The 12,553-nt window shown below is 73.3% G+C and carries 7 protein-coding genes and 2 pseudogenes; 6 read left to right on the forward strand and 3 right to left on the reverse strand.

Going from position 1 to position 12,553, the window contains the following annotated elements; translation table 11 throughout:
• The first annotated feature begins 25 nt into the window (after positions 1-25).
• On the forward strand, positions 26-1,090 hold the full coding sequence (locus FL583_RS01310; RefSeq protein ID WP_170323429.1) for an NAD(P)/FAD-dependent oxidoreductase: 1,065 nt from the start codon (positions 26-28) through the stop codon (positions 1,088-1,090).
• Here the strand turns inward: FL583_RS01310 and FL583_RS01315 are convergent.
• Both FL583_RS01315 and FL583_RS01320 read right to left on the reverse strand, forming a co-directional pair.
• Complete coding sequence (locus FL583_RS01315; protein ID WP_142702560.1) at positions 1,018-1,974, reverse strand: MBL fold metallo-hydrolase; 957 nt, start codon at positions 1,972-1,974, stop codon at positions 1,018-1,020. The genes FL583_RS01310 and FL583_RS01315 overlap by 73 nt on opposite strands.
• A complete protein-coding gene (locus FL583_RS01320) occupies positions 1,961-2,500 on the reverse strand; it encodes a winged helix-turn-helix domain-containing protein (RefSeq protein ID WP_142702561.1) in 540 nt (179 codons plus the stop codon). The genes FL583_RS01315 and FL583_RS01320 overlap by 14 nt, the downstream gene beginning before the upstream one ends.
• A gap of 89 nt (positions 2,501-2,589) precedes the next feature.
• On the opposite strand from FL583_RS01320, the gene FL583_RS01325 reads away from it, so the two are divergent.
• The 5 genes and pseudogenes from FL583_RS01325 to FL583_RS40705 all read left to right on the forward strand — a co-directional run.
• Positions 2,590-3,072 carry a hypothetical protein gene (locus FL583_RS01325; protein WP_142702562.1) on the forward strand — a complete coding sequence of 161 codons (483 nt, stop codon included), beginning with the start codon at positions 2,590-2,592 and terminating at the stop codon, positions 3,070-3,072.
• Positions 3,072-4,436, forward strand: a complete 1,365-nt coding sequence (locus tag FL583_RS01330) for a hypothetical protein (protein ID WP_142702563.1) — start codon at positions 3,072-3,074, stop codon at positions 4,434-4,436. The genes FL583_RS01325 and FL583_RS01330 overlap by 1 nt, the downstream gene beginning before the upstream one ends.
• A gap of 110 nt (positions 4,437-4,546) precedes the next feature.
• Positions 4,547-5,857 (forward strand): VWA domain-containing protein, encoded by a 1,311-nt coding sequence (locus FL583_RS42240; protein ID WP_420843109.1) that lies wholly within the window; start codon positions 4,547-4,549, stop codon positions 5,855-5,857.
• A 10-nt stretch (positions 5,858-5,867) separates the two neighbouring features.
• A pseudogene (locus tag FL583_RS01340) lies at positions 5,868-6,981 on the forward strand (ATP-binding protein).
• A gap of 1,334 nt (positions 6,982-8,315) precedes the next feature.
• Positions 8,316-11,207: pseudogene (locus FL583_RS40705) on the forward strand (DUF5682 family protein); the annotation flags it as partial.
• On the opposite strand, the gene FL583_RS01350 reads toward FL583_RS40705, so the two are convergent.
• On the reverse strand, positions 11,196-12,452 hold the full coding sequence (locus FL583_RS01350; protein WP_170323430.1) for a tetratricopeptide repeat protein: 1,257 nt from the start codon (positions 12,450-12,452) through the stop codon (positions 11,196-11,198). The pseudogene FL583_RS40705 and the gene FL583_RS01350 overlap by 12 nt on opposite strands.
• Positions 12,453-12,553 lie beyond the last annotated feature (101 nt).

Raw genomic sequence — 12,553 nt, forward strand, 5'->3', positions numbered from 1 at the left:
ACCGTTCGGTGTGGCGCGAGCTGAGGTGACGGATTTCGACGTCGCGGTCGTCGGCGGCGGCCCGGCCGGGTCGGCGACCGCGCGGCGCCTCGCGCTCGACGGGTACCGGGTGGTCGTGCTCGAAAGGTCGCGGTTCTCCACGCCCCGGGTCGGGGAGTCGCTGTCGCCCGCGGTGACCCCGTCGCTCCGGGCGCTGGGGGTACGGGAACCGTTCGACGCGCTCGGCCCCCGGCCGTCGTACGGGGTGCGCAGTTCGTGGGGCACGGACTCGTCCAGTTCGACGCTGTCCGACCCGCACGGGCCGGGCTGGTACGTCGACCGGGCCGCGTTCGACCGGATGCTGGCCTCGGCCGCGGAGGCGGCCGGCGCGTCGGTGCGCCTCGGCGTCGTCTGCCGCGAGGTGCGTCCCGGCGGAGCCGGCTGGACGCTGCGGCTGTCGACCGGCGGGGAGGTGTCCGCGCGGGTCGTGGTCGACGCGACCGGCCGGGCCGCCCGGCTCGGGCGCCGCCGGGACGCCGAGCGGATCGCGTTCGACCGGCTGGTGGCGGTGACCGGCTTCGCGCCGGACCCCGACCCGGGCGGGTTCGGGCTGGTCGAGACCGTGCCCGAGGGATGGTGGTACTGCGCGCCGGCCGGCGCCGGACGTCTGGTCGCGATGCTGCTCACCGACGCCGACCTGGCCCGCTCCGGGCGGTTGACGACGTCGAGCGAGTGGGCTGCGCGTCTCGGACCCCGCACGGCCGAGCGGGTCGGCCCGGCGGGAACGCTGCGGGTGGTGCCGGCCCGCAGCCACCGACTGCACCGGCGGGAGTTCACGGAGCCGTGGGTGGCCGTCGGCGACGCGGCGTTCGCGGTCGATCCGATCACCGGCGACGGCGTCGCCAAGGCCCTGCGCGGTGCGGCCGACGCGGCCGGCGCCGTCGTCGCCCTGCTCGGCGGTGACACCGGGCCGCTCCGCGCCTACGAGGACGCCCTCGACCGGGAGACCACCGCCTACCTCCACCGGCGGGCCGACTTCTACGCGGCCGAGGACCGCTGGCCCGACGCGGAGTTCTGGCGTCGCCGCCACGCGGTCGCGGCCCGACGCTGACCGAGGTGGAACGTCTTGCGGACGAGTCCCCGGGCCACCAGGGCCAGCATCCGGGGCACGGGCGGGCGGTTGTAGACGATGAAGTCGGGATAGCGGTACACGCCCCGGCGGGTGGCGTGGGCCTCCACGGCGTCGCGGATCGCCCGCAGGTCGGCGGGCGTCATCGCCAGCGCGTGCTCGTCGGGCTGGTGGGTCGCGCCGAGCGGGTAGTCGCGGCCGGGGCGGCTCGTCATCTCGATGTGGCAGCCGACGACGTGCGTGACTCGCGTAGCGTCCGCAAGAGCCACGAGCCGGCGGATCGACGCCAGGTAGGCGTCCGTGTCCTCGATGTAGAGGCGGCCCGGCAGCACGGTGTCACCGGTGAACAGGATGCCGGTCCACGGGTCGTGGACCGTGACCGACGCCCGGTGATGACCGGGCGAGGCGAGCAGCGTGAGGACGCGACCGCCGAGGTCGAAGGGGACCTCGGCCCCGGGCTCCTCGGGCAGGCCGAAGTAGGCCCGGACCTCGGCGAGGTCGGCGGAGACGACCGTCGTGTCCGGGCGGTCGCGGAACTGGTCGTCGCCGGCGACGTGGTCGCCGTGACCGTGGGTGTGGGCGACGACGAGACCGTAGGTCTCGCGCGGGTGGGCCTGCCGCCAGGTCTCGATCAGCCGGTCGACCGTGGCGCGTAACGGGGAGTCGGCGGTCGCTCCGGTGTCGAGCAGCAGCGCGCGCTCGTTGCCGAACAGCAGGAACATGAACGGCGCCTCGTAGTGCACCTTCTTGCTCTGGCGCAGCACGACCGTGTGCTCGTCGTAGGCGTGGACCTGGATCGGGTCGTCGTGGTTCCAGTCGATGTCGAGCAGGCCGGTCGCCGGGGCGCTGGTCTCAAAGTCGATCATCGTCGTCGCCTTTCATGGGGGTGGCGGAGAGGAAGAAGCGGGTGGGACGGCCGGGGGCGCGCCGGTTGAGGTAGGGCTCGAGCAGCTCCAGCCACTGGCGGCGCAGTTCCGCCGCCTCCTCCGGGGTGACGACGGCGATCGCGCTGACCGGGCCGGCGTGGCGGCGCCAGTCGACGGCCTCCGGGTCGGTGCGCCGGGCGTAGTCGAGCGCCGCGTTGGCCTCCCGCTCGATCACGAGCGTCTCGAGTTCCTGCTGGACCGCCGGGTTCGACTCGACGCGGATCGTCGGCCTCGGGTCGGGCAGCCGCCACTGGCGGGCCCGCTTGTCGTCGCCGGGCCCGGCGTCCTCGACGAAGCCGTACTTGGCCAGCTGTCGCAAGTGGAATGAGCAGTTCGCCTGGGGGACGCCGAGGATCCGGCCGGCCGTGGCCGCGGTCATCGAGCCGCGGGTGGCCAGCAGGTCGAGCAGGTCGAGGCGGAGCGGGTGCGAGAGCGCGCGGATCGCGGTCGGGTCGGTGAGCTCCATGAGCCAAAGATTACTTTGGGGTCTTGGATTTTGTCAAAGACTTCTTTGGGATTTCCGGAATTGTCGCCCCCGTGCGATAGGAACTGGGCATGAACCAACCCCCTCGCGCGGGCCGGAGCACGGTGCCGGTCGTACCGCCGGTCCAGGCCCGGAAGCTGGCCAAGGTCCCGTTCGTCGAGCCGGCCGACGGGCGCCTCCAGGGCGTCGTCTCCAGCGGCTCGGACGTCGAGCGGGTGTACGTGTCGTCGATCGTCGCGGGCACGCTGACCTATCACTGCAGCACGAACAACAACCGGCCGTGCGGTGGGCTCCGCGGGTCACCCTGCAATCACCTGCGGCTGCTCATCGACGAGGCCGCGCTCCAGTACGGGTACGAGCGGGTCGCGCGCTACCTGGGCGTCGACCCGGTCGAGGTGCCCGGCCCGCTGGAGCTCGGGCGGTCGCTGAGCCACCACGAGCCGTCGGCCGGCGCCGGGGTGTTCAGCCGGTTCCTGCGTCACCTCGCCTACCTCGAGCTGCCGGGCTCGGTCGAGCCGCTGCCCGAGCTGGCGTGGTTCCCGGCGGTGCGCTGATGCTCGCGGATCTGACCGGTGGGGCGCCGACCGAGGCGCTCGCCCTGATCGCGGATTTCGACGCGCGCCTGGTCTCCGGTCTCGGCCGGCTCTCCGACGACGGCGCGGCCGCGGTCACCGCGCTGGCCGCCGCTGTCTCGGCCACGCCGCTGGGTGAGGCCGCGGCCGATGCAGCGGCGAAGGTGGCGGCCGGTTCGGTGTCGGCCGACGATCTGGCGATCCTGGCCGGCGCGCGCAGTGCGGTGCTGGGCGCAGTGCACGACGCGCTGCTCGAGCGCGCCGACGCGGCGCTCGGGCGCACGCGAACGCCCTGGTCGGCCGCCTCCGTCGTCGGTGACGCTCCGCGGAACCTGCTCGACGGGTGCGTGTCGTGGCTGCGCGAGCTGGCGATCACCGGGTGGCGGGGCGTCGACCACGACGTGATCTCGTCCGGCGGGCAGGTGCTGGAGGCGATGCTGGCCGAGCCGCGCCTGCGCCGGCTCGCGGTGCTGATCGACGGGCTCGCGGCCGAGCTGCGCGCGTCCGCGCCGATCGCGACGATGGACGACCTGCCCGCCCGCCGGTGGGCCGACCTGTGGGCCCGGGGCATGGTGCTGTGCCGGTCGTCGGGCTCGGTCGGTCCCGGTGAGACGGTCTCCGGGCGGCTGCTTCCGCTCGGCGTCGAGGTCCAGGAACACGCCACGGCCGTGCAGGTCCGCGTCCACGGGCTGCTCGAGGTGCGCGGCGAGGCCGCGCCGCGGCTCGTCCGCACGAGCGTGGCCGTAGCGAAGGTCGACACGATCGTCGGTCCCGCCGTCTGGCGTTTGTTCGACGGTTACCCGGCGCTGATCGCGGCCGTCACCGAGTCCCGGGCGGTGACCGTCTCCGACCTGGTGCTCCGCGAGAGCGGTGATCTGCTCTGGGCCGACGATCGGGCGCAGGTCGGTGAGCCGGCCGATCCGTTCGTCAGCGCGCGGCTCGGGCTGGCCGGGGCGGTCGCGCCGCCGGTGCCGCCGCTCGATCGGCATCCGGTCGCGATCGGCGAGCCGGTGCTGGTCGAGGGGTACACGGTCGTCGACGACGGGCTGGAGCTGGGCGGGGTTCGGCTGGCGTTCGACCTCGAGCGGCTGCCGACGCTGGGGCCGCTGACGCCGGCGCTGGTGACCGGGTCGTCCGCCTGTATCGGGCTGCTGCGGTGGGACGACGCGGTGTGGACGCTGCAGCCGTTGGCCGTGCAGACGACGGTGAAGAGGAAGCCGGTGACGGTGCTCGGTGGGGAGTGGGCGTCCGGGCCGACCGATCCGAAGGTGGCGAAGGCGGTGAAGGCAGCCGGTGACGCGGTCGCGGTTCTCCGCGAGCGCGCGAGCCGTCTGTTGCGCAAGTGACCGGGTTTGACGCGGCCGCGGCGGCCGGGCCGGACGGGCCGGGCGGCGGGGCGGCCGGGGCAGGCGGTGCGGCCGGGATCGGCGGTGCGGTGGCCGGGGCAGGCGGTGCGGTGGCCGGGGCGGGCGGCGGGGCGGATGCTGCTCGGCGGCAGGTTTTGTATTGGCGGTTGCTGGCGCGGTTGTTCGATCCGGCGGAGCAGCCGTCGCTCGAGGCCGCGTCGGTGGCCGTCGTCGACGACATCGGGCTGCCGGCCGCGGTGCTCGACCCCGGCGTGTCGGTCGACACGGTCGTGCAGCGGTTCCCGGAGCTCGCGGCCGAGATCGACGGGCTGATGACGCCGTCCGAGTCCGACGAGCGCGACACCGCGGCCGAGGTGCGGCGGGCCGCGCTCGCGTCGAAGCTGCTGCTCAACGTGTTCGGCACCGGCTCGGGGAACGTCACCGCCGGCCAGCTGTCGAGCTGGCAGCAGGACGCCGGCTGGTTCGAGCGGGCGATGGGCTGCCGTCCCGGTGAGCTGAAGGGTCGTGAGGGGCTCGGGCAGGTGCTGGCCGGCCTCGAGGGCGACCTGATCAAGCGGATGGAACTCCGCGAGGTGCTGGCCGACCCGGCGCTGGCGGCCAAGCTCTCGCCGAGTATGTCGCTGATCGAACAGCTGCTCCGCGACAAGTCGAACCTGTCCGGAGTCGCGCTGGCCAACGCGAAGTCGTTGATCCGGCGGTTCGTCGACCAGGTCGCCGACGTGCTCCGCACCCAGGTCGAGCAGACGACGGTCGGCGCGATCGACCGGTCGATCCCGCCGAAGCGGGTGTTCCGCAACCTCGACGTCAACCGCACGATCTGGAAGAACCTCACCAACTGGAACCCCGACGACGAGCGGCTCTACGTCGAGCGGCTGTACTACCGGCAGACCGCCCGCCGCACCACGCCGGCGCGGCTCATCGTCGTCGTCGATCAGTCCGGGTCGATGGTCGACTCGATGGTGAACTGCACGATCCTCGCGTCGATCTTCGCCGGGCTGCCCAAGGTGGACGTCCACCTGATCGCGTTCGACACCCGGGCCCTCGACCTCACGCCCTGGGTGCACGACCCGTTCGAGGTCCTGCTCCGGACGAACCTCGGCGGCGGCAACGACGGGCCGGTCGCGATGGCGATGGCCCGCCCGAAGATCGCCGATCCGGCGAACACCGCGATGGTGTGGATCTCCGATTTCTACGAGTTCGGCCAGTCCCAGCCACTGTTCGAGGGGATCCAGGCGGTGCACCGGTCCGGGGTGAAGTTCATCCCGGTCGGGTCGGTGACCAGCTCGGGGAGCCAGTCGGTCAACCCCTGGTTCCGCGACCGGCTGAAGACGCTCGGCACCCCGGTCATCTCCGGCCGGATCGACAAGCTCGTGTTCGAGCTCAAGAATTTCCTGACCTGAAGGGTTATCGATGAACGACATGCTCCGCGCGCCCGCCGAGGTCAAGTACGCGGACGAGCTCGACTGGCTGGAGTCGATCGACACCGGCCCGAAGCCGTTCTCGTGGCGGTTGTCGCCGAAGATGGTGCGGCTGTTCGTGCTCGGTTCCGAGCGGGCCGACGGGCTCGATCGGCCGGTGGCGCAGAAGTGGTTCGGTGACCGGAGTTTCGTCGAGCGGTCGATCGTGACGCTGGCGTCCGACCGGGGGGCTGCTGCTGATCGGCGACCCCGGCACCGGCAAGAGCTGGCTGGCCGAGCTGCTCGCCGCGGCGATCTCGCGCAACTCGACGCTCGTCGTCCAGGGAACGGCGGGGACGACCGAGGACCACATCAAGTACTCGTGGAACGTCTCGATGGTGATCGCGAAGGGGCAGTCGACCGAGTCGCTGATCCCGTCGCCGATCATGACCGCGATGCAGCGCGGGGTGATCGGGCGGTTCGAGGAGCTCACCCGCACGACGAGCGACGTCCAGGACGCGCTGATCTCGATCCTGTCCGAGAAGTACGTGTCGATCCCCGAGCTGAAGGAAGACGCGACCGTCTTCGCGCAGCCGGGCTTCTCGATCATCGCGACCGCCAACAGCCGCGACCGGGGCGTCAACGACCTGTCGTCGGCCCTGAAGCGGCGGTTCAACTTCGTCCGGATCCCGGTCGTGACGAACAAGAAGAGCGAGGCCGAGATCGTGCGGTTCCGGACTGTGGAGCTGCTGCGCCGGCACGAGATCGAGCTGGACGTCCCGCCGACGCTGCTCGACATTCTGCTCCAGAGTTTCGCCGACCTCCGGGCCGCCGCGTCGTCGGCCACCAGCGACGACGAGAAGCTCGAGTCGGCGCTCTCGACGGCTGAGCAGATCGGCGTGCTCGAGGACGCGATCCTGCACAGTCAGTTCTTCGGAGACCGGGCGCTACGGGCGTCGACGCTGGCGAGCTCGCTGGTGGGGTCGTTGGCCCGGAGGGCGCCGGAGGATCTGGCGATCCTGAACAAGTACTGGCACGGGACGGTGGAGCAGCGCAGCAAGAAAGAGGCCGGCGAGTGGACCGAGTTCCTAGAGGGCGGCCGAGAAGCGATCGAGACCTTGTCGTGAGGCGGGGGGTTGGGGTTTTCGGGGGGGGGGGTGCCGGGGCCGGCGGTGCCGGGGCCGGGGGTGCCGGGGCCGGGGGCGGCGCCGCCGGGGACGGGGGTGCCGGGAGCGGGGCCGCCGGAGGCGGGGGTGCCGGGAGCGGCGCCACCGGGGGCGGGGGTGCCGGGAGCGGGGCCGCCGACGGCGGGGGCGCGGCGGGGAGTGGGACGCTTGGGGTGGGAGAGTTGAACGCGGATGGCGGCGCGGCCGCCGTTGGTGGCGCGCCTGGCCCGGTCGAGTTGGCCGCCGTTGGCGGCGCACCCACCGTTGGCGGCGCACCCACCGTGGGCGGCCCACCCAGCGCGGTGGGGCACCCCACCGATGGCAGTGCACCCACCCACGGCGGGGCATCTAACGCGGCGGAGCTGCTCGCCGATGGCAACGCACCCTCCGTGGGCGGCGCAATCATCCTCGGAAGCGAACCCAACGATGGCGGCGCGAGCGGCACGCCCAGGCCGACCGCCACTAACGGAACGCCTGCTGTCAGCGGCGCACCCGGCGCAGCGGCGCGGACCGCCCTCGGCAGCGCTGCAGGCGCGGCGGCGCGGCCCGCCGCCGGCGACGCAGCCACCGTTGACGACGCACCCACTGATGGCAGCGCACCCGGTGCCGACAGGCCGACCGCCACTAGCGGAACGCCTGCCGTCGGCCACGCACCCAGTACACCCGGCGCGGCGGCGGGGCCGACTCTCGGCGGCGCACCCCGAGCACCCGGCACGGTGGCGCAGCCCGCCGTTGGCGGCACGGCGCAGCCCGCCATTGGCGGCACGGCGACGCAGCCCACCATTGGCGGCACGGCGACGCAGCCCACCATTGGCGGCACGGCGACGCAGCCCACCATTGGCGGCACGGCGACGCAGCCCACCATTGGCGGCACGGCGACGCAGCCCGCCGTTGGCGGCACGCCCAGCGCGGTAGGGCTGCCCGCCGACGGCAGCGCACCCGCCGACGGCGCCGCACCCACCGTTGGCGGCGCACCCGGCGCAGGCGGGCCGATCGCCGTCGGACGCCCCTCCACCGTCAGCAGCGCGCCCAGCGCCGCCAGGCGATTCGCCGCCGGCGGCGCACCCGCCAGCACCAACCCACCCGCCGCCGACAACGCACCCGCCAGAACCAACCCACCCGCCGCCGACAACGCACCCGCCAGCACCAACCCAGCCGCCGCCGGCAACGCGCCCGCCAGAACCGACGCGCCCGCCGTTGGCGGCGCGCCCGCCGGCGGAAACGTCGCTACCGGCGGCGCGACCGGCGCGAAGACCTCAGCCGCCCTCGGCGCGGCGGGCGTCGCGCCGGGCAACCCCGCCGCCGGTGCGACGTTCGCACCGCTCCGAGACCAGCTCACCGTAGCCGCGCAGACATTCACCAGCGACTCGCGCGGGCTCAGCGACATCCTCGTCGGCCTCGTCGACGACGTCGACCGCGCCCTCAGCGAGCCCCTCGAAATCTTCCCCGTCTGCCACCACTCCCCCGCCTCGGCGCTGGCCATGGCCCGCCGCCTCCGCCAAAAGCAGCCCTCGGTCATCTACCTCGAACTCTGCGAAGACCTCCGCCCCCTCCTCGACGAGCTCCGCAACTGCAAGCTCCCGGTCGCGCTTCAAGCCTTCGCCTCCGACGTCCACGGCCACCCCGCCGAGTGGGCGCCCCTCTCCGTCGTCGCGCCGGTGACGGCGGCTTCGGCGGAATACCAGGCGATCTCCTACGCGCTCGAGACCGCGGGCGTCGAGCTCGTCCTGGTCGACCGCTCCGCCGACCACGTCTTCCAATGGCTCCCCCGGAAAGCAGAGAACTCCGTCGGCTTGGAGATCGGCGACCTCCGGCCCGGCTTCGCCGAGCTGGAAGAGCACCTGCTGCACCACGGCAAGGTCCGCCACTGGTCAGAATGGTGGGACCAGTACGTCGAACAGCCGCTCGTCGGCGCCGACTACGACACCTACCGCCAGGTCATGGTCCTGATCGGCAGCCTCTTCCGCCGCCTCCGCCCGGCCGACGGCACCAGGCCCAACGACACCTCGCCTGACGGCACCACACCCAACGACACGCCACCCCACGACACCACCTCCGACGAAATCCGCGAGCGTCACATGTGGACGCGCATGCGCGAACACCTCGCCCGCACCGGCACCGACCACACCCGCGTCCTCTACGTCTGCGGTGCGTTCCACGCGGCCAGCCGGGTCGCGGAATTCGGCCTCCACGCCGCCCCGACCGACTTCACGATCAGCGCGCCCACCGCGACGAAGTGGCTGTACGGGATGATCCCGTCGAGCCACTCGGCGATCGAGGCCCAGTTCGGCCTGGCCCCGGGCTCGGTCTCGATCGCGGCCGCGACCTGGCGGAAAGCCACGGCCAAGGCCCAGGTCGAGCCGTTCACGCTGAGCGGCCAGCGCGGCCGCTCGGCCAAAACCCTGGCCGACCGCCGAAAGGCCGCAACCCCGGCGACCCCGGCCACGCCGGAAACCTCGACAACCCCGGCAACCCCGGCCACCCCAGTAGCCCCGGTAACTCCGGAAACCCCACCAACCCCGAAAACCCCCGCCCAGACCGAGATCGCGCTCCACCACGCGAAGCCTCCGAAACCCACCGACAAGCTCTCCGGCTTCCTCTCCCAGCCCCCACAACTCGACGACCGCGACGAGGCCGAGCTCCTCTCCTGGTGCGTCGACATCGTCCGGCTGGCCCGCCGGAACGGCTACCTCGCGAGCACGGCCGACGCGATCGCGATCTTCGAGACGTCGATCCTCCTGGCCGGCATGCGCGGACGGGCCCGCCCGACGCCGTACGACTTCCAGGACGCGGCCGTCACCTGCATCGAGAAGGACGTGGTCCCGGGCCGGCGGGACGTCCAGAAGCTCTGCGAGATCCTGCTCGGCGGCGACCGCATCGGCAGCGTGGGCTACGACGCGCTCCCGCCGCTGGCCCGGGACGTCTACGACCGGCTCGAACCGCTCGGCCTCGATCTGGAGAAACGCCAGGTCCAGCGCGCGCTCCTCGACCTGGCCAACGAGCCGGCGAAGATCCCCGCCTCCAAGCTCCTCTGGCGCCTGCGCTATCTGCTCCCCCGCGAAGCGGTCCGGCCGATCATGGGCGAGCGACGCCTCGGCGAGAAGGCCGCCAGCCAGGAGAGCTGGGACCTCGCGATCGGACGCCACCAGCGCGAGCTCATCGAGCTGGGCTACGAGGGCGTCGCGATCGAGCAGGTACTCGAACAGCGCCTGCGCGCCAGCACGCACGACGCCACCGCGGCCACCGCGCTCGCCGCCGTCGAGGACGCGATCCTGTACCTCGAGAACCCGGCGTTCGTCCACGAGCTCGGCCGACGGGCCGTCGACCTGCTCGCCGCGGAACGCACGGTCGACGACGCCCCCGCGGTCCTCAAACGGATCCGGCGGCTGCTCGCGCACTACCGCGCCACCGAACCCGAGCTCCCGGAGTGGTGCGAGCAGTTCGTCACGATCGGCTACGCGCACTACTGCACGCTGCTGCCGACCGCGTTCACCGACGAGCAGACCGGCGTGCGCCAGGTCGCGGCGATGCTCGGCTTCCTGTTCAGCATGGAGAGCCTGGCGCTGACGCTCGGCTGCGACCGGGCCCAGCTCGAGCTGGCCGTGAAACAGTCGCATCCGGAGGCGCCCGGCAAACAGGCCCTGGTCTGGGCCGCGCACACCCAGCTCGGCCTGCTCACCCGCTCCGAGCTCCGCGAACGCTGCGACGACCTGCTCGCCAACCCGCTCGTCCTGCCGGCGTTCCCGCACTACCTGAGCGGGTTCGTCCAGGCGCTGGAGCCGGTGCCGAACCTGGCGCCGTTCGTCGTCGAGATGATGTCGAAGGCGTTCGCGCAGCTGCCCGACCCGGTTCTCCTGCCCTGGCTGCCGACCCTGCTGACGACGCTCCGCGAGCAGGCCGGCGAACTCGTTCCGGCCCTGGTCCGCGAAGCCGCCCGCACGTTCCCCGCCGCCCTCCCGGCCCTCGACACGTTCACCCCACCCTGGTCCACGACGACGACGTCCACCCCCGCGAAAAAGCCCTCGGTCACGACCCTCCTCACCACCCACCCCGAGGCCACCGACGCCATCGCCGCCCTCTTCGGCCTCGACGCCCGCTGGCCCGAGAAATCCGCCGACGACCCCGTCACCACCCTGCTCGACCGACACCCCGCCTCGGCCCACGCACTGGCCGACCTACTCGTCTGACCCGCCCACCTCCGCGGCCCGGGAGCGCCAGATCGCGCTCCCGGCCGCATCCCCCTCCTCGGCCGCCAACGACGCCAACCGCTCGAACGCCACCCCGACCCCGAACAACCCCGCCACCTCCTCCGCCTCCACTCCCGGCAACCCCGGCACCGCCTCGGCCACCGACGCGGCCAGCAGCCAGGCCGTCCGGGCCGCGTCCCGGTCCCCGGCCGCCCGGTACAGATCACCGAGACCGAGCCGCACGTCGTACACCGAACCCGGCTCGGTCAGCTCGGACGCCACCATCTCGGCCTCCGCGCGCCAGGCCGCCGACCGCTCGTCGTTCGCCCGCTCGGCCCAGCCCGCCGACTCGGCCGGCGCGACCAGCCGCGCCAGCCCGATCAGCGTCCGGGCCACGAAGAACGGCAGCTCCTCGGCCCGGTACAGGTCCAGCGCGTGCCGGAGATACGTCACCGCCTGGCCGCGGTCGCCGTCCGCCGCGGCCAGCGCGGCCCGCGCCACCGCCTGGTCGGCGGACGCCCGCGCGCTCCGCAGCCCCCGGTCCAGATCCAGCGCCGCATCCAGGGACGCCAGCGCGTCCGCGAACGAGCCCCGCAACCCGCACACGATCCCGAGCCGGTACCGCACGGTCGCCTCGTTGTGCCGGTCCCCCATCCGCTGGTACAGCGGCAACGCCGCCTGGTACCGGGCGTGCGCCGCCCCCGGCCGCCGGGCCGCCTCGAACACCAGCCCGATCCCGACCAGCGCGTGCGCCCGCACAGCCGAGCTGTCGTCCAGCCGCAGCGCCCGCTCCAGGTGGACCAGCGCCTCGGCCAGCCGCCCGACGTCACGCAGCGCGAACCCGAGCTCCAGTTCGGCGGCCGCGGCCAGCCCGGGATCCTGGGCCGCCGACGCCACCGCCCGCTCCAGCGCGGCCAGCGCCCCGTCCTGGTCACCGGCCTCCAACGAGATCGCGCCCAGCCGTCGCAGGATGCCGACCAGTTCGGGCGCGTTCGGCGAAGCGTCCGCCAAGAGGTCGTGGGCCTGGTGCAGCGCGTCGAGCGCGGCCGAGGTCTCGCCGAGGTAGTCGAGCGCGCGCCCGAGATCGTGCAGCACCGACGCGAACGCCGCCACCTCGCGGGGCGGGGCCGACGGGCCTGGGCCCCGCTCGATGGCATGCCGGTACAGCTCGACGGCCTCGGCCGTCCGGCCGGCCGCGAGCGCACGGGAAGCCCGCGAGGCGGGCGCACGCCACGATCTCCTCAACCGCACCCCCCTGAGCCGCCCCCGCGTGCCCCGTGGAGTCGCGCCGCTGCGAGACCACTCACCGCGATGATCATTTCACCGGCCGATGCACAGCAACGTTC

The sequence above is a fragment of the Cryptosporangium phraense genome (assembly GCF_006912135.1).
Classification (GTDB): domain Bacteria; phylum Actinomycetota; class Actinomycetes; order Mycobacteriales; family Cryptosporangiaceae; genus Cryptosporangium; species Cryptosporangium phraense.